This window comes from Caballeronia sordidicola (genome assembly GCF_002220365.1).
Lineage (GTDB): Bacteria > Pseudomonadota > Gammaproteobacteria > Burkholderiales > Burkholderiaceae > Caballeronia > Caballeronia sordidicola_C.
In genome coordinates this window covers 79,522-100,795 of sequence record NZ_MTHB01000046.1, presented here as the reverse complement: position 1 = coordinate 100,795, position 21,274 = coordinate 79,522, and the positions used below count along the sequence as shown (strand labels likewise).

The 21,274-nt window shown below is 58.9% G+C and carries 24 protein-coding genes; 16 read left to right on the top strand and 8 right to left on the bottom strand.

Features of this window, described 5'->3' with window-relative positions:
- The first annotated feature begins 86 nt into the window (after positions 1–86).
- The 10 genes from BSU04_RS07805 (at position 87) to BSU04_RS07760 (ending at position 10,335) form a co-directional block, all read left to right on the top strand.
- Positions 87–605, top strand: coding sequence for a hypothetical protein (locus BSU04_RS07805; protein ID WP_089160060.1), 519 nt, complete (start codon positions 87–89; stop codon positions 603–605).
- A 364-nt stretch (positions 606–969) separates the two neighbouring features.
- Complete coding sequence (locus BSU04_RS07800) at positions 970–1,884, top strand: LysR family transcriptional regulator (protein WP_089160059.1); 915 nt, start codon at positions 970–972, stop codon at positions 1,882–1,884.
- Between the two features lie 133 nt (positions 1,885–2,017).
- A complete protein-coding gene (locus BSU04_RS07795) occupies positions 2,018–2,851 on the top strand; it encodes an aldolase/citrate lyase family protein (protein ID WP_089160058.1) in 834 nt (277 codons plus the stop codon).
- 41 nt (positions 2,852–2,892) lie between these two features.
- On the top strand, positions 2,893–3,420 hold the full coding sequence (gene ripB / locus BSU04_RS07790) for a (R)-specific enoyl-CoA hydratase RipB/Ich (protein WP_089160057.1): 528 nt from the start codon (positions 2,893–2,895) through the stop codon (positions 3,418–3,420).
- Between the two features lie 28 nt (positions 3,421–3,448).
- Entirely contained in the window at positions 3,449–4,780 is a 1,332-nt protein-coding gene (locus tag BSU04_RS07785; RefSeq protein ID WP_089160056.1) for an acetyl-CoA hydrolase/transferase family protein, read from the top strand.
- A 16-nt stretch (positions 4,781–4,796) separates the two neighbouring features.
- Positions 4,797–6,515: a ubiquinone-dependent pyruvate dehydrogenase gene (poxB, locus tag BSU04_RS07780; protein ID WP_089160055.1), complete on the top strand. Its 1,719-nt coding sequence runs from the start codon at positions 4,797–4,799 to the stop codon at positions 6,513–6,515.
- Between the two features lie 103 nt (positions 6,516–6,618).
- A complete protein-coding gene (locus tag BSU04_RS07775; RefSeq protein ID WP_218827248.1) occupies positions 6,619–7,311 on the top strand; it encodes a nitroreductase in 693 nt (230 codons plus the stop codon).
- A gap of 198 nt (positions 7,312–7,509) precedes the next feature.
- A complete protein-coding gene (locus BSU04_RS07770) occupies positions 7,510–7,863 on the top strand; it encodes a hypothetical protein (RefSeq protein WP_373452806.1) in 354 nt (117 codons plus the stop codon).
- Between the two features lie 414 nt (positions 7,864–8,277).
- A complete protein-coding gene (locus tag BSU04_RS07765) occupies positions 8,278–9,450 on the top strand; it encodes a metallophosphoesterase (protein ID WP_089160053.1) in 1,173 nt (390 codons plus the stop codon).
- A 297-nt stretch (positions 9,451–9,747) separates the two neighbouring features.
- Positions 9,748–10,335 carry a hypothetical protein gene (locus BSU04_RS07760; RefSeq protein ID WP_089160052.1) on the top strand — a complete coding sequence of 196 codons (588 nt, stop codon included), beginning with the start codon at positions 9,748–9,750 and terminating at the stop codon, positions 10,333–10,335.
- 35 nt (positions 10,336–10,370) lie between these two features.
- Here BSU04_RS07760 and BSU04_RS07755 read toward each other — a convergent pair whose 3' ends face one another.
- The 3 genes from BSU04_RS07755 to BSU04_RS07745 form a co-directional block, all read right to left on the bottom strand.
- Complete coding sequence (locus BSU04_RS07755) at positions 10,371–11,207, bottom strand: DMT family transporter (RefSeq protein ID WP_089160163.1); 837 nt, start codon at positions 11,205–11,207, stop codon at positions 10,371–10,373.
- Between the two features lie 537 nt (positions 11,208–11,744).
- Positions 11,745–12,212 carry a CBS domain-containing protein gene (locus BSU04_RS07750; RefSeq protein WP_089160051.1) on the bottom strand — a complete coding sequence of 156 codons (468 nt, stop codon included), beginning with the start codon at positions 12,210–12,212 and terminating at the stop codon, positions 11,745–11,747.
- Between the two features lie 63 nt (positions 12,213–12,275).
- Positions 12,276–12,596 (bottom strand): TFIIB-type zinc ribbon-containing protein, encoded by a 321-nt coding sequence (locus BSU04_RS07745; protein ID WP_089160050.1) that lies wholly within the window; start codon positions 12,594–12,596, stop codon positions 12,276–12,278.
- Between the two features lie 140 nt (positions 12,597–12,736).
- Between BSU04_RS07745 and nhaR the strand changes: the two genes are divergently transcribed.
- The gene (gene nhaR / locus BSU04_RS07740; RefSeq protein WP_089160049.1) at positions 12,737–13,630 is read left to right on the top strand and encodes a transcriptional activator NhaR; all 894 of its coding nucleotides are present in this window, start codon (positions 12,737–12,739) and stop codon (positions 13,628–13,630) included.
- Between the two features lie 290 nt (positions 13,631–13,920).
- On the opposite strand, the gene BSU04_RS07735 is transcribed toward nhaR, so the two are convergent.
- Positions 13,921–14,187 (bottom strand): cupin domain-containing protein, encoded by a 267-nt coding sequence (locus tag BSU04_RS07735; protein ID WP_089160048.1) that lies wholly within the window; start codon positions 14,185–14,187, stop codon positions 13,921–13,923.
- A gap of 210 nt (positions 14,188–14,397) precedes the next feature.
- Between BSU04_RS07735 and BSU04_RS07730 the strand changes: the two genes are divergently transcribed.
- Complete coding sequence (locus BSU04_RS07730; protein WP_089160047.1) at positions 14,398–14,979, top strand: isochorismatase family protein; 582 nt, start codon at positions 14,398–14,400, stop codon at positions 14,977–14,979.
- Positions 14,980–15,028: 49 nt separating this feature from the next.
- On the opposite strand, the gene panS is transcribed toward BSU04_RS07730, so the two are convergent.
- Both panS and BSU04_RS07720 read right to left on the bottom strand, forming a co-directional pair.
- Complete coding sequence (gene panS, locus BSU04_RS07725; protein WP_089160046.1) at positions 15,029–15,997, bottom strand: ketopantoate/pantoate/pantothenate transporter PanS; 969 nt, start codon at positions 15,995–15,997, stop codon at positions 15,029–15,031.
- A 255-nt stretch (positions 15,998–16,252) separates the two neighbouring features.
- On the bottom strand, positions 16,253–16,681 hold the full coding sequence (locus tag BSU04_RS07720; protein WP_089160045.1) for a DUF1810 domain-containing protein: 429 nt from the start codon (positions 16,679–16,681) through the stop codon (positions 16,253–16,255).
- A gap of 174 nt (positions 16,682–16,855) precedes the next feature.
- On the opposite strand from BSU04_RS07720, the gene BSU04_RS07715 reads away from it, so the two are divergent.
- From BSU04_RS07715 to BSU04_RS07705, 3 genes are read left to right on the top strand one after another with little or no spacing between them, the layout of a single operon-like run.
- Positions 16,856–17,782 (top strand): ABC transporter ATP-binding protein, encoded by a 927-nt coding sequence (locus tag BSU04_RS07715; protein WP_089160162.1) that lies wholly within the window; start codon positions 16,856–16,858, stop codon positions 17,780–17,782.
- Positions 17,779–18,540, top strand: coding sequence for an ABC transporter permease (locus BSU04_RS07710; protein ID WP_089160044.1), 762 nt, complete (start codon positions 17,779–17,781; stop codon positions 18,538–18,540). Before BSU04_RS07715 ends, BSU04_RS07710 begins: the two co-directional genes overlap by 4 nt.
- A gap of 9 nt (positions 18,541–18,549) precedes the next feature.
- A complete protein-coding gene (locus BSU04_RS07705; RefSeq protein WP_089160043.1) occupies positions 18,550–19,071 on the top strand; it encodes a cupin domain-containing protein in 522 nt (173 codons plus the stop codon).
- Positions 19,072–19,189: 118 nt separating this feature from the next.
- On the opposite strand, the gene BSU04_RS07700 is transcribed toward BSU04_RS07705, so the two are convergent.
- Positions 19,190–19,393, bottom strand: coding sequence for a hypothetical protein (locus BSU04_RS07700; protein ID WP_089160042.1), 204 nt, complete (start codon positions 19,391–19,393; stop codon positions 19,190–19,192).
- A gap of 495 nt (positions 19,394–19,888) precedes the next feature.
- The gene (locus BSU04_RS07695) at positions 19,889–20,365 is read right to left on the bottom strand and encodes a DUF3331 domain-containing protein (protein WP_089160041.1); all 477 of its coding nucleotides are present in this window, start codon (positions 20,363–20,365) and stop codon (positions 19,889–19,891) included.
- 347 nt (positions 20,366–20,712) lie between these two features.
- Between BSU04_RS07695 and BSU04_RS07690 the strand changes: the two genes are divergently transcribed.
- Positions 20,713–21,213 (top strand): RcnB family protein, encoded by a 501-nt coding sequence (locus tag BSU04_RS07690; RefSeq protein ID WP_256982286.1) that lies wholly within the window; start codon positions 20,713–20,715, stop codon positions 21,211–21,213.
- Positions 21,214–21,274: the final 61 nt, after the last annotated feature.

Genomic DNA, 21,274 nt, shown 5'->3' with positions numbered 1-21,274 from the left:
ACTGGGTTCACGTTATTTGAACACTTTGTGCGATTAGATCGGACAGCGCACGAGCGGAACCTCATTTGTCCGGCAGGAGTAACACCATGAAATCGAAGTCAAACAAGGCCGTAAGGTCCTTCAAGTCCGCATTGGTCGCGGCCGCATCGTCCATCGTCATGGCGGGCGCGTTCGCCGCGACTATTGACGGCACCACGCAAGTGCGTATTGGCGGGCGCGTGCAGTCAGTGGATACGAGTACGCACCAGGTCACGGTCATCAATGGGCAGGGCGGCACCGAATCGTTCCAGGTCGGCAACAACGTACCGAACCTCGACAAACTGAAAGCTGGTACGAACGTGGTCGGCACGTCTCAGCGCGCGGTCAGGCTGACGGTGCTCGACGCGTCGTCGTTGGCAGCAGTGCCTTCGCCGGACGGCAACCAGGTCGTTGCCAGCGTGGCACGCGTTGACGGCAGCTTGATGACGCTCAAGGACACGCAAGGCGCCGTATTGACGGTGCAGGCAAATTCGCCAGCGGCTGCAGCCACGGTTATTCCGGGTACGCGTGTGCTCGTCAATCTCGCGAACTCGAGTCTGCAGGGTTCGGGAAAAGCGGTTAAGTGAAGCAGTCGGATTTCTCCGATAGCCGGCGATTCGTCGAAACTTCATCATGTGTACCTCGTTGGTGATCCGGATCCCCGCTGGATGACCAACGGCGGATCGTCCGGGTAAAATCGGCTGGTTTCGAGCTTCTACGGAAGCGCGGCAACGCGGCAATCAAGGTACCTCTGCGACCACGCGTTATCGCTAAAAAAATCCATTCGGCGCAAGCCGGGTGGATTTTTTTTTGCGCGTTGCGCGTAGCCAGCCTCTTGTTGAAAACGGATTGCCGGCAGCATGCGAAAATCCGGCTCGTCCTTCGGATTTGCCGTAGGTATCCGGCGTGTCTGTCCGTGCTGCCTACCGGCCCTTATAACGGTGACACTCCATGCGTTTCGATATAGCAGACCTGCGGTTGTTCGTCGCGGTGGTGGAAGCGGGCAGCATCACGCACGGGGCGACGCGCGTCAGCCTCGCACTCGGTTCCGCAAGCGGTCGCATCAAGCAAATGGAAGAGGCCGTTGGGGTGCCTTTGCTCGCGCGCCAGCGGCTTGGCGTCTTGCCGACCGAGGCGGGGCATACGCTGCTGCGCCACGCTCGCAGTACGCTTGCTTCCATGCAGCGCCTGACCGACGATCTCGGCCAGTTCGCCCACGGGCTCAGGGGTACGGTACGGCTGCTCGCGAACACCAACGCGTTGACCGAATTCGTGCCGGGACCGGTAAGCCATTTCCTCGCTGATCATCCAAACGTCAATATAGAAGTGGAGGAGCGGCTGAGTCCCGAGATTGTCGAGGCCTTGATCGACGGCGTCGCGGATATCGGTATCGTGGCGGCTTCCGCGGACGTTGGCGCACTGCAAGCGTATCCGTTTGCGACCGACCGCTTGTGCGCGGTCGTGCCCGCAACCGCCACCGGTTTTGAAGGTTTACGCGACATTGCGTTCGAAGCGCTGCTGGATCATGACTTAGTTGGATATGCGAGCGGGGCATCGATCCAGATCTATCTGGAGGCCCATGCACGCAAGCTGCACAGGCGGATTCGGCATCGTATCCAACTGCGCAGTTTCGATGCCATTTGCCGGCTGGTGGAAAACGGCGTGGGCGTGTCGGTCGTACCTGAGTCGGCAGCGCGGCGATGCAAGCGGACCATGAGCATCCGCGTGCTGCGTTTGAGCGATAGCTGGGCATCGCGTGAGATGCGCGTGTGCGTGAACGAACGCGAAGCGTTGCCGACCTATGCGCGGCAGTTGCTGGAGCACCTGATCGCAAGCGGTGTGAAACCGTCACGCGGAAAGGGCTGAATCGCTCAGACCCTGTCGGAACCCCTCAGGCTTCTATTTTTCCGAAGGCTGGCACCGGTAAAGCCGCATTGTCTGCGGCAGGCATCGTCACGAGAATGAAGGCGTCGAGTAACACTTAAAGGTGCTCAGCGTCATGGTCAATCATTCTGTTGTGTCAGTGCGCAGCTGGCTTTTCACTCCCGCTACCCGTCCCGACCGGCTTCTCAGTGCCGCGGGCAAAGGCGCGGATTTATCGATTGCCGATCTTGAAGACTCCGTGGTTGCCGCCGACAAAGCCGAGGCGCGCAGCAAAGTTCGTACGCTGCTGGATAACGCCGCGAACGGGTTGTTGCCGCGGCTCGCGGTGCGCATCAATTCCACCGCCACGCGCTTGGGTCATGACGACCTTGCCGCATTGCTCGATGCGTCCCGCGCACCCGACTTTATCCTGCTGCCGAAAATAGAATCGCCGGAGGAGGTTGCCCGGATCGCGGTTTTGTTCGATCAGGCCGGCAGGGCGAGTGCGCTCGTGCCGATGATCGAGTCGGCACGAGGCCTGGCTGCGGCGGAGTCGATTGCGAATGCCGGTCCGCGCGTCGCCGCATTGATGTTCGGCGCGGCCGACTACGCGTCGGACGTACGGGCTCAACCTGATTCGCTCGCCCTGCAAGTTGCACGTTGCCGCGTTGCTGCGGCGTGTGCATCGGCGGGCATCAAGGCTATCGACGCACCGTGCTTCGCCATTCACGACGCCGATCTGTTGCGCGCCGATCTGACTTTCGCGGTCGCCAACGGTTTCCACGGCAAGGCCGCTATTCATCCCTCGCATATCCCGGTCATCAACCGCGCTTTCACACCGTCCGCCGAGCGTGTCGCGTGGGCCAGACGTGTGCTCGAAGCAAACGAGCAAGGTGCGGGCATTGTGGACGGACGCATGGTCGACGAGGCCATTGCCCGTGAAGCACGCGGTGTCTTAGCCGCGGGCTGAGCTTCCCGCCTTGCGGTCATTAAACCCTCTTGGAGAACATCATGAGTTCGACTATTTCAGCTTATCGCCAGATCGATGAGAACCGTTTCCGCGAGACGTCAGGACTGTATTTCGAAGACTTCGTGCCGGGCACGATCTATGAACATCGCCCGGGCCGCACGATCACCGACGTCGACAACATCTGGAACACGCTGCTCACCATGAACACGCAACAGGTTCATTTCGATGCCGCCTACGCTGCCAAAACCGAGTGGAAGAAGCTTCTGGTCGACAGCACGTTCACGCTTGCTGTGATCACCGGCATGAGCGTGCGCACTGTGAGCGCAAAAGTGGTGGCGAACCTGGGATGGGACAAGGTCAAGGCTACGCATCCCGTATTCGCGGGAGACACGCTTTATGCGGAGTCCACGGTGCTGGCCAAGCGCGAGTCGACGAGCAGGCCGACACAGGGCATTGTCACAGTTGAGACCAAGGGAATTAATCAGGATGGCAAAGTAGTGATGACATTTGAACGTACGATGCTGATCTACAAGCGTGGCCATTCACCGGAAGAAGCCGCCAACTATTAATGCAGGTATTTGCACAGGGAGTACAAGCATGAACAGCAGAATGCAAGTTGAAGAGATGTACCAAATCAAGCTCACGTCGCCGGAAAACGCGGTGGCTGCATTGCGCAGCGATTCATCAATCGCGTTGGGCATGGCAATGTCGCAACCGCCCGCGCTGCTCCAAGCGCTGGGCGCACGGGCCGAGGCAGGTGATATCGAGGCGTTGAAAGTGTATTACTTCCACGCCGAGGAATTTCTCCGCGAGTCCTTGCTGCGTTACTCGCTGATGGGCCGCATCCTGCCGCACTGCATGTTTCTCGGTGCGCCCGAGCGCGAGCTGATCAAGCTCGGCGTGGAGGAGGGCAATCGCAAGGTCGTGTATTACGTGCCGAATTCGTTCAGCCAGTCGCCGCGCCTGTTCGCGGAACACATCCCGGTTGACGCCATGCTCGTGATGGTTTCGCCCATGGACGCGAACGGGTACTTCACGTTCGGCACGAACAACGACTACACGAGCGGTGTGGCGCGCGCGGCGCGGCGGCTGATCGTGGAAGTCAACCCCAACATGCCGCGCGTGTTCGGCGACTCGCTGCTGCACGTGTCGGAGGTCGATGCGATAGTCGAGTCGAATCAGCCATTGCCCGAGTTGAGGCCCAAGGCGGCGACCGAACATGACCGGACGATCAGTGCGAGCATCGCCGAACTCGTCACCGACGGCGCGTGCTTGCAGATGGGTATCGGCGCGTTGCCGAATGCGGTGTGCAGTGCACTGGCGAGTCATAAGCATCTGGGCATTCACACGGAATTGCTGACACCGGGACTGGTCGATCTGATCCAGCGCGGCGTGGTCGACAACTCGCGCAAGACGCTCAACCGGGGAAAGTCGGTGTTCACCTTTGCGATGGGCGACCGCGCCATGTACACGTTCCTCAACGATAACCCGGCCATCGAAAGTTATCCAGTCAACTACGTGAACGATCCCCATACCATCTCACGCAACGACAACGTTGTGTCGGTCAACTCGACCATCGAAATGGACCTCACCGGTGCATGTAATTCGGAGCATCTGAAGGGGCATCAGTACAGCGCGTCAGGCGGTCAACTGGATTTCGTTCGCGGCGCTTACGCTTCGCGTGGCGGCAAATCCATCATCGCTTTTCACTCGACCACCGGGCGCGGCAATGTGTCGAAGATCGTCGCTCGTCTTGCCGGACCGGTGACCACGCCGCGCACGGACACGCATCTGGTTGTCACGGAATGCGGCGTGGCGAACCTGAAGGGTCTGTCGTCGACACAGCGCGCCGCCGCGCTTATCCGCCTCGCTCACCCCGACGTCCGCGACACGCTGACCGCGCAGGCGCGTGAACTCCATTTACTTTGAGACAGGGACATTCATCATGGGCAGGACCATCGCAGATCATCTGGCCAGGACATTGGAAGCGGCTGGCGTGCAACATATCTGGGGCGTCACGGGCGACAGCCTCAACGGCCTCTCCGATAGCCTCGAGCGCCTGGACAGCATCCGCTGGATGCATACGCGTCACGAAGAGGTTGCCGCGTTCGCCGCCGGCGCCGAAGCCGCGGCGACTGGCAGGCTCGCGGTATGCGCCGGCAGTTGCGGGCCGGGCAACCTGCATCTGATCAACGGGTTGTTCGACTGCCATCGCAATCACGCGCCGGTGCTGGCCATCGCCGCGCATATTTCATCGACGGAAATTGGTCTGGGCTACTTCCAGGAAACGCATCCTACGGAGTTGTTCAAGGAGTGCAGCCACTACGTGGAACTCGTCACGAGCCGCGACCAGTTTCCACGCGTGCTCGAGCGCGCCATGCGCGCCGCGATAGGAGGGCAAGGTGTCGCCGTGATCGTGTTGCCAGGGGATATTGCGCTCGGCAATGGCCCGGCCGAAACACCCGCATGGGTCGAGTCGGAGCCGCCAACGGTCATTCCCGTTGCACGCGACCTGGACCGCCTGGCGGACTTGCTGAATGCATCGGGCGCGGTGACCTTGCTGTGCGGCAGCGGCTGCGCAGACGCACACGACGAAGTGGTGCAGTTCGCGAACACGCTTGGCGCACCCGTCGTTCACGCGTTGCGCGGCAAGCAATTCGTCGAACACGACAACCCGTTCGATGTCGGCATGACGGGTCTTATCGGCTTCAGTTCCGGTTATCACGCAATGATGTCGTGCGACACGCTCGTCATGCTCGGCACCGACTTTCCGTATCGGAATTTCTATCCGTCGCGTGCGAAGATCGTGCAGATCGACTTGCGCGCCGACGCACTCGGCAAGCGTGCGCCGCTGGCACTTGGTCTGGTTGGAGGAGTGCGTGAAACGCTGAGCGCATTGCAGCCGCGGCTCGAACGCCAGGCGGACCGGCGTTTCCTCGATACCGCCCTCAGGCACTATGCATCGGCGCGCAAAGGACTCGACGAAGCGGCCCGTCCGTCGCCGCCGGGCCGGCCGATTCATCCGCAATACCTGACGCGGCTGGTGAATGAAATCGCGGGAAGGGATGCGGTATTTACCGCCGATGTCGGCACCCCCACGCTTTGGGCTGCACGCTATCTGACGTTGAACGGCAAACGCGCACTGCATGGCTCGTTCAATCATGGATCGATGGCAAACGCGATGCCGCAGGCGCTCGGCGCGCAGGCCGCACATCCAGGGCGCCAGGTTATCTCGCTCTCGGGTGACGGCGGTTTGTCGATGTTGCTCGGCGATCTTTTAAGTGCGCGCCAACTTGATCTGCCTATCAAGGTGGTGGTCTATAACAACAGCTCGCTGGGTTTTGTCGCGATGGAAATGAAGGCGGGCGGTTATCTGGACACCGGCACGGACCTGAGCGCGACAAACTTCGCGGAGATTGCGGCAGCAGCCGGCATCTTCAGCATTCGAGTGGAACAGTCAGAGGATTTGCCCGATGCATTGGGACGTGCGTTCGCGCGGCCGGGGCCGGCGTTGATCGACGTGGTGACCGCGAAACATGAGATTGCGTTGCCGCCGAAGATCCAGTGGGCGCAGGCGAAGGGTTTCAGTCTCTATATGCTGCGCGCGGTGTTGAACGGCCGTGCCGATGAAGTCGTCGAGTTGGCGAACACGCACTTCAGGTGAGCACGCCGGGCGCGTTCGACCGGGTCGCGATAAAGTGTCTGGCGAACGCTTGGGCGCCAATACATGGCGCTTATGGCAAGTAATCCCGAGACGAGAGCCTTCGATGAACAATGACGCAACCGTGACCGTGATGCAGGCGCTGATGTCGCGCCGTTCGATTCGCGCGTTCCTGTCCGACCCGGTCGACGAAACCATCCTGCGACAGATCTTTGATCACGCCCGGCGCGCACCGTCGGGCAGTAATACGCAGCCGTGGAAAGCTTACGTGCTGACTGGCGAAGCGCGCGATACGCTCTCACAGAAGATCCTTGCCGTGTACAACGATCCCGAGGCGGACAAGTTGCACGAGGAAGAATTCGCTTACTACCCGCGCACGTGGACCTCGCCGTTTATCGACAGAAGGCGTGAGCTCGGCTGGTCGTTGTACTCGCTGCTCGGTATAACACGCGAAGATAAAACCCGTATGAAGGCCCAGCTCGGCCGCAATTTCGAATTCTTCGGCGCGCCGGTCGGCGTGATTTTCGTCACGGATCGCAGCATGGAACAGGGTTCATGGCTTGACTACGGCATGTTTCTGCAGAGTGTCATGCTGATGGCGCGGGCGTTCGGAATGGATACCTGTCCGCAGGCCGCGTTCAATCGCTATCACCGGATCATCGCGGAACATCTGACACTGCCTGACAACGAGATCGTGGTGTGCGGCATGAGCATCGGTTACGCAGATCTGTCGCAACCTGAGAATGCGCTCGTCAGCAGACGCGAAGAGGTCGACGATTTTGTGCGCTTCTTGAGGTGACTGAGGTGACAATGTGGCCAGCATCGAAAAAAACGCGGTTTTGTGATTTAGTTCTTACGGATGTGCTACACGTTTTTACAAAGAGTTGGTTAAGATATCCACGCGTGTCCGATGGCTCGCGAACAAGGTCGTAAGCGTGGGATTATCTGGCACGTAGCGAAGCATGCAAGTCCAGCACGACAAACGCGGTGGACGCCAATGGCGCTGCCGCACCAAAAAAAACCGCTTTTCGTGGAGAATCTCGTTATGTACCGAATCCGCATGGCTGCAATGGCTCTGGTCGTATCTGTATCGATTGCCGGGCTGACTGCCCCTGTCGCAATGGCGCAAACCGCTTCTAGCGACGACGCCGCTTCCACACCGAAGCAAGTGAAGAAGGCGCAAAACAAGGCCGCTCGCAAGGCTGCTCGCGCCAAGAAAAACGCCGAACTGAAGGATCTGGAAAAGAACGGCTACCAGCCAGGCGGTGACCAGACCAACTACCCGCAAAATATTCAGAATGCGGAGAAGAAGTCGGCGGCTGAAAAAGCCAAGGCAGCTTCCGCTCCCTGAACGAAGACGTTGGACGTAGTGTGATTGCATAAAAATAACCCGCTGAAAGCGGGTTATTTTTTCAGTGCGTCAATTCGTGGCGATTCCGCGGCGATTCAATTCGTCCGCGCAGGATTTTTGGCCATGCGCGGATCCTTTTGCGGTTCCAAGCAGTGGCATGTCACGCTTGCTGCGGTTTTCACGACGTGAGAATCTTGACGAATCCTTTATGGCATGCTCGTTGCGAGTCCGTTGTGAACCTTTTGGCAAGGGCCACGCACCGGCGGATTTTCTGTTGAACCGGTAGAATCGGATGCCGTTTCGGACAGGGCTTGGGGCCGGGCTTGATGACAGGCGCTCAGACGTATCGACGAAGCGGGTCGTTAGTCTCACTCTCGGTTCAGCCTACCGGCTTTATCTTCTACCAGGCGGTCTATGCGACGTTCCGCGTTTTTCATCCGCGTCATCGGTATCGGGATCCTATTTCACGTATATATCGGTGTGCGCCTGATTCCGGCCGCACCCGTTGGCGTACCGCTGCGATGGGTCGCGGTGCTCGCACTCGTGGCTTCCTGCTTGCTGATTCCGCTCGGCATGGCCGCGCGCAATATCAGTCAGCAACCGCTGTCCGATCGTCTGGCGTGGATCGGCCTGCTCACCATGGGGTTCTTCTCCTCGCTGCTGGCGCTGACGTTTCTCCGCGATATCGTGCTGCTTGTCTTGCACCTGATCAGCAGCGTGCAGAAGGATACCGGTGGCTGGCCTGCTTTCATCGCCTGGAGCGCGCTTGGCGTGCCGCTGCTCGCCGTGCTGGTCACGTTGCTCGGCATCTACAGCGCGCGGCGGCGTGCCGGGGTGAAGAACGTCGACGTGCCTATTGAGAACCTGGCTCCGGCGTTGAATGGGTTCACCATCGTGCAGATCAGCGATATCCATGTGGGCCCGACCATCAAGCGTCATTACGTCGAAAAGATCGTGGCGGCGGTCAATGCGTTGTCGCCCGACTTGATTGCCGTGACAGGCGACGTGGTTGACGGTTCGGTGCCGCATCTTGCCGCGCATACGCGGCCACTTTCGGATCTGAAGGCGCGGCATGGCGCGTTCCTGGTCACCGGTAATCACGAGTATTACGCCGGCGCCGACAAGTGGATTGCTGAATTTCGACGGCTTGGGCTGCAGGTGCTGATTAACGAACACGTGATTGTTGATCACGATGGCGCGCGTGCAGTCGTGGCGGGTGTGACCGACTACGGCGCGGGCAGTTTCGACCCGGCCCACAAAAGCGATCCGGCCAAAGCCATGCTCGGCGCGCCAGCCGACATTGCGTTTCGTCTGCTGCTCGCCCATCAGCCTCGCAGCGCACCGGCGGCATCGAAAGCGGGGTTTACGCTGCAATTGTCCGGCCACACGCATGGCGGTCAGTTTCTGCCGTGGAATTTCTTTGTCCGGTTACAGCAGCCTTTTGTGTCCGGACTCGAAAAGCTCAACGACTTGTGGGTATATACCAGTCGCGGCACGGGCTACTGGGGACCGCCGATACGGATCGGCGCCCCGTCCGAAATTACGCGTTTGCGTCTCGTGAACGTGAGTGGCGCACGTCCCGCCTAAGTCCTGGTTGCCAAACAACTTCAAAGGTTCAAGCTATGGCCGGTATCCTGAAAAGGATACCGGTTTTGCGTCGAATTCCTGTTGAATCAAATCGATTATTATAAAAATAGAATAAATCCGATTAATTGAATACTCTATTCGATTACCTGGTAATCAGTAATTAATGCGGTTTTATAGACAGAACTCCGGTGTGCGCTGTATAAATAGTGTTCGCCAATTTAATGCGCTGACGCTCCCAATTCGAATTAGCCATTCGATTCGGTGCGTGATTTAATTTACTTCGCCCGGAGAAACTGCATGAACGCAAAATGGACTGTGGCTTTATCGCTTGCTTTATTAACGGTCACAGCGCACGTCGGCGCGCAAACCGATCAACAACTTTCCAGCGCCGCCATTCAATCCGCGCTCAGCGCCCCGCCTAAGCAGCTTCATGCGCAGATCGTCGGTATCGACACGGGTGCCAGGACCTTGACGCTAAAAGGCGCGAAGGGCCGGGTGCTGCCGGTGGCGGTCGGCAAGGAGGTCACGAACTTCGATGTCTTGAAGATCGGCGACCGTGTAGATGTGCAGGTCAGGGACGCAATGCTGATCAGGGCAACGAAAGCGTCAGCGAAGGGCGATGAATTGCGAAAACGTGTTGATACCGAGGTTTATGCGCCCGCATCCGGTCCTCAGGGTTTCGGTGCAGTCCACGAAACCGAGATTGTCGCTACGGTGCAGAGTATTAATAGCAAGAATAAAACAATCACCCTGCGTGGTCCATGGCATACAGAGACGTTCGATCTGAGTTCTGAAATAGCCGCATATAAATTGAAGCCGGGCGATATCGTTCACGCCGTATTGATTTCAGCCACGGCGGTGGAAGTCACGCCCACGGCGAAATAATGCGTGAGCGTTGTTGAGAACCGGAAAGCTGCCGCTTAAATGCGGATCAAAACCGCGCCGGCCGTGACGAGTGCGCACGCCAGCACTCGCCGCGCGGTCAGCTTTTCGCGCATGAACAGCCAGCCGATCAGGACGGCGAAGATCGAACTAAGCTCGCGCAACGCTGAGACCATTGCAATGGGCAGATAACGAAACGCAATGATCACAATGGTGTACGCGACCATTGCGATCGCTCCGCCACCCAGGCCTTGCAACGAACGTCGCGGGTCGTCGAGGAACAGTCGGCGCGGGCCGCCGTATCGATAAAATGCCATCGCGGCGAGGGGCACGTTGAAGAGGATGTACGCCCACGCGATATAGCCGAAGCCGCTACCGGCGACGCGCACGCCGATGCCATCCACGATCGTATAAGCCGAGATAAACGCGCCTGTTACCAGCGCGGCCGGCACGCTCGCGGTGGCGAAGCGGCGCTTGCGGAATGCCAGAGAAATTATCCCCACCGACACCAGCGTAACGCCCGCCAGTGCAAGCGGCCGGAGGTGCTCGCCCGCGAACACGAACGCGCCCGCGAATACGAGCAGCGGCGAGAGGCCGCGTGCGATGGGATAAATCTGCCCGAAGTCACCAGCTTTATAGGCCTTCGCCAGCGCCACGCAATAACCGAGCTGCAAAGCCGCCGACGCCGCGATGTACGGCCAGCTTTCGCGCGCCGGCGCGGGCACGAACAGCAACACAATTGCCGAGCACACGAGGTAGGGGAAAGACATCATGCCAAACTGCCAGACGCGGTCGCCGCTGGTGTGCAGGAAGGCGTTCCAGGTGGCGTGAAGCAGCGCGGAGAACAGGACGAGCAAGACGATGAAAGGCTGCATCAGGACCGCGGGAAGGGTGACGGCATGGGTGACCGCGTGCATGGCAAGGTAAGGCGTTTGATGGCGAAAAGTGGCAAACGGCGAAGCGCCATTATGGCAGAGAACGGAACGTGTCGCTGGCACAAGCGAGTCGCCGGTCATGACAGGACAGTTTGACCGGGGCTTGCGCGCGTTGCAGCCGACCGTACGGGGCTTTTCACGCTTGCCCTCAGCGAAGCGAAACCCATGCGCATAGGTCTTGCAGCAAGCCGATTACATCACAGCCGCTTGGGCTCGTCGCTCTTCGGCTGGTTACGCCTACCGAACCAGGAATTCGGGAGTTGGACCTTAATCTTTCTGCAACTGACAGAACAGCGCGCGACACCCCGTCCGCGCCAATGAATGCAATGAATGAACGGTAGGTGACTTAACGCTGAGCTTGAAAATTCAGGTGAGGTCCGTTGGGCGCTTCCGCGCTTCATTCAATGGGACCTCGCCAGGAGATCATTCGATCCGGCTTTAACCCACCCGGGTTTTCCTAACCACCGCAACGCATGTCTAGCGTGTTTCGACCTCCAGCTCTGCAGCATGGCTGTTGCCGCGAATGTAGTGTTCCAATTGATGGATCGTGAACTGCTGCTCGACGATCAGGTTCCTGACGAGGTCCCCGATCGATACCATGCCGATCAGCAGGCCGCCGTCGATCACCGGAAGATGGCGTATGCGGTTTTCAGTCATGATCGTCATGCACTCGTCTGTCGTTTGATTAAGCCGAACGTATCGGATGGCTTTCGACATGACGTCGCCCACGGGCGTCTCTTTTGACAACCTGTCGTGCAGCACGATTTTCCGGGCATAGTCGCGCTCTGTCACGATGCCGGTGATGTGCTCTCCGGACGTGACGATGAGCGCGCCGATTTGGTTATGCGCCATCAGCTTGACGGCGTCGAAGACACTCGCCGACGCCTCGATCGTGTGAAATGACTGATCTTTTTTCGAACTCAGCAATTGTGCGACTGTGGCCATCATGTGCCTCGATTAAGAAATAGGTTTGAGCGGTTACCCATGTTGCGCGGCTATCCGCGCGCTTCAGCCGAAGTCGAACAGGTCGCCGAGAAGCGACTTCTTCTTTTTGTAGGGATAACGCCGGTCGCGGTACTCGTCGTCGCCGTGACCGTTGCGGCGGTCATGATCGTTGTAATGACGACCTGCGTCATGCCGGCGCGCGACCGGCATACTTGCCGCTGCCGCCTGCGCTTGGCTGACAGATTCTTCAGCGGCGCGCTCGATCAGTTTGTCGAGCTCACCGCGATCCAGCCACACGCCGCGACATGTCGGGCAATAATCGACCTCGATTCCCTGGCGGTCCGCCATCAGCAGATCCGGGGTCTTGCACATTGGACATTTCATTACCTTCCTCCTTCGTCAAACACCCTAGCGAAGCCCCAATGTAGCGGATGTAGGCATAATGTAAAATTCGTATTTTCGGCGTCGATGCTTCGAAAAAACCGATGTATCCCAACACTGCGAGCGTCGTTATGGAGGGGTGAATGAACTTCAAGCATTTGTACTATTTCTGGGCTGCGGCGCATGCGGGCGGCATTGCGCGTGCCGGTACGCAGTTGCACATCACGCCTCAAACGCTGAGTGGCCAGATCAAGCTGCTTGAGGACGCGCTCAATAAAAAGCTCTTCAAAAAGAGCGGCCGCAACCTTGAACTGACGGATGCGGGCCGGCTTGCACTCGATTACGCCGATGAGATCTTCTCGCTCGGCGCCGAGCTGGAAAGCGCGGTCAGGCAGGAAAAGGAAGCCGCGCGGGCGCAACTGCGCGTGGGCGTGGCGGATTCGGTTCCGAAGACGGTGGCCTATCGGCTGCTCGAGCCGGCATTGAACCTGTCGGACTCACTGCGGCTGATCTGTCACGAAGGCAAACTGCATGCGCTGCTTTCGCAACTGGCCGTGCATAGGCTGGACTTGATCATTGCCGACGCGCCCATTCCGCCCGATGTGAACGTCAAGGCGTTCAACCATTCGCTGGGCCGTTCGACGCTCAGTTGTTTCGCATCGAAAGCCCTGGCGGCACGCGCCGCAAAAGCTTTCCCCGCATCGCTGAGCGACATGCCGGTACTGTTGCCCGGTACTGAATCAGCAATCCGAAGGAAACTCGATCACTGGCTGAAGTCGCGCACGATCTTGCCGCGCGTTGTAGGAGAGTTTGACGACAGCGCGCTGACGCTCGCGTTCGGCCGCGAAGGAAGGGGTGTGCTGTTTGCGCCGACGGTTCTGGCGGCACAACTCAAACGAGAGCACGGTCTGATTGCGGTTGGACACATCGACACGATTGTCGAAGAGTTCTTCGCCATCTCCATCGAACGGCGCATCAGCCATCCCGCCATATCGGTGATCATGAGTGAGGCGCGCAGCGAGCTGTTCAACGCGTAGGTAACGCCCAAATCGTATGGCTTCATCCTCTGGCAACACACATTGTCGATCCATGAATAAAACCACTTACATTACGATTAGATTTCAACTATAACTGTCATACGTGATGCGGACTGCCATGTCCCGCATCAATCGCCATCAAAACCAAGGACGGGCGATAACGGAGACGTCCATTTGGCGTCCCGAATACGGTCCTGAAGGAGTGACCGTCCAATGCCGTGAAGCCGATGTATTCTCCGGCTTCGTTCGTTTCTCATGAAGGGATGGCCGGTGTTCATCCGGCCGTCCTGCTATTTCCTGCCCACCAGATAGCAGACGCCTTCGGGACCGTAACGCTCGCTATGCGTTTCGTTTGCCCTCAAATGGAACACGTCGCCTGGCTGATCGCGCGTGTCTATATTGTCGACGCCCAGTGTCAGCTCACCTTCGAGAATCAGCGCCTTGGCTTCGAACGCATGTGCGTGGTCGTCAAGAGACGCGCCGGCTTCGTGCTCCACCAGCACGGTGGTCTGAAAACCCTCGCGCGCGAGCATTTCGATGAAATCGTCGCGTTCCATGATCGTTCCCCTTCTAACCGGTCTTTAGTCACCCACTAATATAAATTGAAACGCCACGGCATAGGCGACGATGCTTGGCATCTTGCTGCGCGGCGGACCTGGTCTTCCGAAGCCTCGTCATACGAACAATTCAGAATCGCGTAAAATATGAGGATGTCCTCAGATTTTACGCGATACCTCCTGTCACGCGTGCCCACAGTGGGAGCCACTATGCCAAGTCTTGACCTGAATCCTGAATACACCGCGCTTATTTCGATCGATCTGCAAACCAGCAATCTCGCGCGGCAGCTCGCGCCGCATTGCGCCGCCGACGTGCTCGGCAAGACCGTGCAACTTGCCAATGCATTGCGTGCGAAGGGCGGCACGATCGTCTGGGTGCGCGTAGACGTAACGGCGTTGCTGAGCCTTCCCGCCGACGCGCCGCTGACGCGCCCGCCGGGTTCGCCGCCGCCGCCCGCGAATGCATCGGAGTTGTCACGGGATCTGGGTGTTCAAAGCGGTGATGTCGTCGTGACCAAGCGTCAATGGGGCGCGTTTTATGGCACGGATCTCGAACAGCAACTGCGTCGCAAGGGTATTCGAACGATCGTCATGAGCGGTATCGCGACGAATTTCGGCGTGGAGTCGACGGCGCGCGCCGCGTTTGATCGTGGTTATGAGCTGGTGTTCGCAGAGGACGCCATGACGTCTCTGACCGCCGACGCACACACGTTTGTGACGCGGGAAATTTTCACGCGCATGGGGCGCGTGCGGTCGACCGATGAGGTGGTGAAGGGGCTGCAGCAAGGGTAATTGAAATACCGCAAAGGGGCCGATGCACTCGCATCGCCCCCAATCAAACTCAGCTTTCCAGCCGCGAGCCTTGCGCCAACTCCATCGCTTCAAGATCACGCGTCGAGCCCTTTGCGGGCCGTCCAGCCCAGTACCCTGCCAGCAACGATCCCGACAAGTTGTGCCACACCGAAAAGAGCGCACCCGGGAGCGCCGCGATCGGCGTGAAATACAGCTTGCCCAGCGTGGCAGCGAGACCTGAATTCTGCATGCCGACTTCGATTGCCAGCGTGCGGCACACGGCTTCATCGAAACCAAGCAGGCGGCCGCCCCAATATCCGCCAAGCAAGCCGATACCGTTATGCAGGATCACACCCAGCATCACCAGCAAGCCGACCGACGCAATACTTTTCTGCGTCCCCGCCACCACGGCCGAGATGATCAGCAGGATCGCGATCATCGAGATGATAGGCAACGCGGGCTCGATCGCCCGCACGGTCTTGTTGAACAACTGATTGATGATCAGCCCGGCCACGATAGGCAATGCGACGATCTGGAGAATGCTCATGAGCATGCCGTGAACATCGACGGCAATCGACGCGTCCACGTAAAGGCGCGTCAGCAGCGGTGTGGCGAACACGCCCACCAGCGTGGACAGGGCACTGATGGTCACGGACAGCGCCACGTCGCCGCGCGCGAGATAGATCATCACATTCGACGCCGTGCCGCTTGCAACGCTGCCGACCAGCACCATGCCGGCGGTCAGGTCGGGCGGCATGCGCAGCAATTTGGCGATCGCCCAGGCCGCGAGCGGCATCACCAGGTAATGCAGGCCGATACCCGCAATAACCGGCGCCGGCCGGGTGAAAACGCGCCGAAAGTCGGCGAACGAAAGTGTTACGCCCATCGCGAACATGATGATGGTGAGTAGCAGGGTGACGTGCGGCGCAATGCCTGTAAACGTTGCCGGCGAGAAGTACGCGACGACCGAAATCAGAACGGCCCAAAGAGGGAACAAGCGGGTGACGCGCGAAAGCATGAAGAGACGATCCTGGCTGAATGATGAGGGCGCCGCCCAGAGCGACGGGATGCGGAGGTGCACACGGCACTGGGCGCATAGCGATAAAGCGAAGCGAACAGAGGGGTGTTCCAGGCTTGGCCGACCGTGCCATTGATAAATGCGGCCAGTGACGCAAGCCGTCACGGGTCCTTGTGGGACCGGCAGGCGGCGAATGTGCGTCGACGCGAATTGTAGCGTTTCGTCGGCAGAGGCCCGCCGGAGCGGATTTCGCGCTTACCTCAGGCGCGCTACCGTTCCCGCGTCCGGCTCCCCGCCGAAATAGCTATTCAGCGCCAGTTCGAAGGGCATTTTGTCGGAGGCGGCGTGGGCGAAAAGCGTCATCGATGAATGGAATTTCAGGTCGTCGGGGTAACCGAAAATTTGCTCCACCGAGCGCCCGTCGAGCGCGTTCACGATTTGCGTGAGGATCAGCAAGCGCTCACCAAGCACGGGATGAGCGAGGTAGGCCCGCGCTTCGTCCACCGATGAAATCGCGTAGCGGCGCGCCATTTCGCTGTGGCCCAGGCCCTCGATCTGCGGAAACACGAACCACATCCAGTGCGTGCGTTTCTTGCCGGCCTCGAGTTCGGCCGTCACGGTCTGGAACACCGGATCCTGGGCGTCGATAAAACGTTGCAAGTCGAAAGGATCAGGATCGGTCATGCGAACCTCCGGGGTCTTCCTTGAATATTGCCGCGAAAACGGTCACAAACCGCGGTGTGGTGGCAAACCACGGCGCCGCAAACCGCGTTCCCGGCGCTTTTCGTGGTCACGCGGCCGCGGATCCAATCCCGGCCATTTGCGAACGATATTCCGCTTTCTGATATCTTCACGGCCATGCAAAACATCATCGAAATTTCGAATCTGTCGAAGAGCTATGCGTCCGGTTTCAAGGCGCTGAAAAACGTCACGCTGAATATCCGCCGTGGCGAAATCTTCGCACTGCTGGGGCCGAACGGGGCCGGTAAAACCACCCTGATCAGCATTGTGTGCGGCATTGTGAATGCCACGGAAGGCACGATCCGGGTCAACGGTCACGGCATTATCTCCGACTACCGCGCCTCCCGCGCGATGATCGGCCTCGTGCCGCAGGAGCTGACCACCGACGCCTTCGAGTCCGTCTGGGCAACCGTTTCATTCAGCCGCGGCCTGTTCGGCAAGCCGCCAAATCCGGCGCACATAGAAAAGGTGCTGAAGTCGCTGTCGCTCTGGGACAAGAAGGACAACAAGCTGGTCACGCTGTCCGGTGGCATGAAACGCCGCGTGCTGATTGCCAAGGCGCTCTCGCACGAACCGGAAATCCTGTTCCTGGACGAACCGACCGCAGGCGTTGACGTCGAACTGCGCCGCGATATGTGGAATCTCGTGCGAGGCCTGAAGGCGAGCGGCGTGACGATCATCCTGACGACCCACTACATTGATGAAGCCGAGGAAATGGCCGACCGGATTGGTGTAATCAACGGCGGCGAGATCATTCTGGTCGAGGAAAAAGCCGAATTGATGCGCAAACTCGGCCAGAAGAAACTCGCGCTGCAACTGGAAGACGAGATCGAGCACATTCCTGGCGGCCTGAGTGCTTACCGGCTTCACCTGTCCGCCGACGGCAGCGAACTGACCTACACCTATGACGCGCAGGATGAACCGGGCCGCATCATTGCGCTGCTGAAAGACCTCGCCGATAACGGCGTCAAGTTCAAGGACCTGCAAACGACGCAAAGCTCGCTGGAAGATATTTTCGTGAGCCTGGTCGGAGAGAAAAAATGAATATTCATGCAGTCCGCGCAATCTATGTATTCGAAATGGCGCGCACCTGGCGCACCATCATGGGCAGCATCATCTCGCCGGTGATTTCCACGTCGCTTTATTTCGTGGTGTTCGGCGCCGCGATCGGTTCACGCATTCCCGAAGTGAACGGCGTGAGTTATGGCGCGTTCATTGTGCCGGGGCTCGTCATGTTGTCGCTGCTCACACAGAGCGTGTCCAACGCGTCGTTCGGCATCTATTTCCCCAGGTTTACGGGGACAATCTACGAACTGCTGTCGGCGCCGGTCTCGTATATGGAGATAGTGCTGAGCTACGTCGGCGCAGCCGCCACCAAGTCGATCATCCTCGGCCTGATCATTCTTGCGACTGCGCGGTTGTTCGTGCCGTTGCACGTCGATCACCCGTTCTGGATGATCGTGTTCCTGCTGCTGACGGCGGTGACGTTCAGCCTGCTCGGCTTCATCATTGGCATCTGGGCGGACGGGTTCGAGAAGCTGCAGGTGATTCCTCTGCTGATCATCACGCCGCTGACCTTCCTGGGCGGAAGTTTTTATTCCATCGACATCCTGCCGCCGTTCTGGAAGGCCGTTGCGCTGTTCAACCCGGTGGTCTACCTGATCAGCGGGTTTCGCTGGAGTTTCTACGGCACCGCCGATGTCAGTGTCGAGATCAGCCTTGTCATGACGCTGGTGTTCCTCGCGGTGTTTATCGGCGTGGTCGCGTGGATCTTCAAAACGGGTTACAGGCTGAAATCATAGGGAGCGTAGATGATGCGTGACGTGCTGATCGAACGGTTCGGGCTTCAGCCGCACCCTGAAGGCGGCTATTTTCGCGAGACATTTCGCGGCGCGGACAAAGTAGTGCGCGAGCTTACGCGCGATGCTGCGCCCGACGAAACGCGTTCCTCATCGACGGCGATCTACTACATGCTTTGCGATGGCGCACATTCGGCGTGGCATCGAATTCGCTCGGACGAGGTATGGCATTTCTATGCAGGAGAGCCAATCGATGTTCATATCATCGATACCGCCGGGCAGCTGCTCACGCATCGCTTGGGTAACGCACTGACGCATCACGATGCCGTATTCCAGGCGGTCGTTCCGGCAGGGCATTGGTTTGCGGCAGAGTTATGTGACCCGGAGGCGTTCGCGCTGGTGGGTTGCACGGTGGCCCCGGGTTTCGAGTTCAGCGAGTTCGAACTTGCCGATATGGCCGCTTTGACAAAAGCGTATCCGCAGCACGAGGCGGTGATCGGGAGGTTGGGTCCGGCGATGGGAGCGAAGCGCTGAGCGCGTGCCGATGCACCGCCCGCAAGGCATACCACGCGCACAGTGGGAACAACGTAAAAAGCAGAACGAAAAAAAAGCGGCGCGCTCATTTCCGAGGCGCCGCTTTTTCATGCTTCTATTATAGATTGGCCCTGACTGCGTCGCGGACGGCGTCCATCATGCCGCCGTGATTCAGCGGTATGTCGAGTGAATCGCCATAGACGTCCTGATCCGCTTGTACACGCGCTTCTTGCGATTCGCGGCGTACTGGCGATTCGTAAGCTGTGTCACCTGAACGAATAGGGTCTCTGACTTCGACGCGCTGCGCTTGATAACTCTTCACGATGAACTCCTTGCAGTGATGGAGCGGCGGGAGACTGCGATGCTACGGAACTGCCATGACAGATTTACGACGCTTGACGCTTTTCGGTGCACGACTTAACGGCGGCGGACCACTCGCTTTCGGCCGTGTTGCGCACCCTGCAATGAAAGCGCGGCTCTACAGTTTAATGGCGTTGCGAAACAGGATTCGTACTTCTGGCTTATGAAACGATGCTGGCACTATCAGCATACGGCGCGACTTTGGGCTTGAAACTTGCAATTGCCGCAAGCGTTTGCGGGGCGGTTGGAACGCGCCGGAGCGGTCGATAGATGAGTCAAGCAGATGGTGCGAATCAACTCGTTACTGCACTTTTGCGCGTGCGCATTACAGTCGGCGGAAACAGTTAATGCTGTTTCTCAGAGTCGGCGTATTGCGTGCGTATGTTCCACATAGCGGAAAGCACGACCGCATGATGAGGTCGTGCTTTCAGGCCATTTCACCGTTTCGGCGACGCGTTCAGGCGTGCTGATCCTGCAGATCGGCGTCGCTCGTCTCGTCCTGTGGCATGGAAGCCGCAAGAATCATCGCCGATGCGTTCTGTGGTTTCGGGTCGCGCTGTGACGGCCGGTACACCGAGTCGCCTCGATGAATGGCTGCCCCGGTAAGTGCGCAAGCGCCGTCCGACGTCGCCGTGGTTACCCGCCACCCCTGGTAACCATAGTGGCAGGTTGCCGCGTCGGACCAATATACGATCGCCGTCGCGCTGCTCGGCCGCTCGATCACGCGCACCACCGCCTCTGGAAACGGTCGCGGTGATTGCGGCGATGGCGACGCGACGCGCGGATGATCACGCTCCCACGCTCGCGTGAGCCGCTCTAAAAACGGGTGCACGGCCCTTTGCTGCGGGGCAGGTTCTGCCGCGCGGTTGTGGGTCGCTGTCAATGAGCGGACCGTTTGCAGCCACGGGTCCGCGCTTCTCGCTAACGCTGTCATGGTTCGTTCCTGGCATGGTTCATGGTCGAACTTACGCAATCAGCCTGCTCGGATAAATACCATTAAGGTGAATACACTGTCTTGTTAGCGCGAATAATCACAACAACGCTTTGTGCAATAAGGCTTTGCCCGATATTGCGATGCGGCGCAAATGCTGTAATCGCTTCATTGAACGTTTTAATGGCGTCGATAGCGGCGCCATCTAGCGAGGCTCACGCGCGAGCGACGATGGCGGCATGAATGGTTTGTATGGATTACGTAAGGTGTCAAGTTTCGCTACAGCCCGTGGAATGAGACTTGCGTGGGTCCATACTAGATACATACTTACAACGTTGAACGAGGTGTTCGTGAAGAAAAGCAATATTGCTGTTGCAGTGCTATTTACAAGCTTGGGTCTGACGGCCACGGCGTTTGCCCAAAACAGTCCCGGCGGCCCAGGTTATCAAGGTGGACAGCAACAGCGTCCGGGCGGTCCCGCCATGCAGGGCCACAACGGCGGCGGTTTTCAGGATCAACGCCAGGATCAACGCCAGGATCACGGCCCGCAGGGCGGTCCAGGCGCCCAGGATCACAACAATGGCCGTCCGCCCATGCCAATGCATGCGGACAATGGCCCGGGACGCAGCGGTCCCGGTGGTCCGCGTAGCGAAGGTCCGCGTGATTGGCACCGCGGAGACCGCTTGCCGAGCGACTATCGTGATCGCCAGTATGTTGTCGATGATTATCGCGGCTATGGATTGCGTCAGCCTCCGCGCGGGTACCGCTGGGTGGGCGTGAACGGCGACTACGTGCTTGCCGCCATTGCGACCGGCGTGATCGCGCAGATCGTGCTGAGCAACGGGCACTAAGCTTCCACTTGCGGAACGCTTCGTAGAGAATCAAACCGAGAGCTGAGTCGACAAGGCCGGC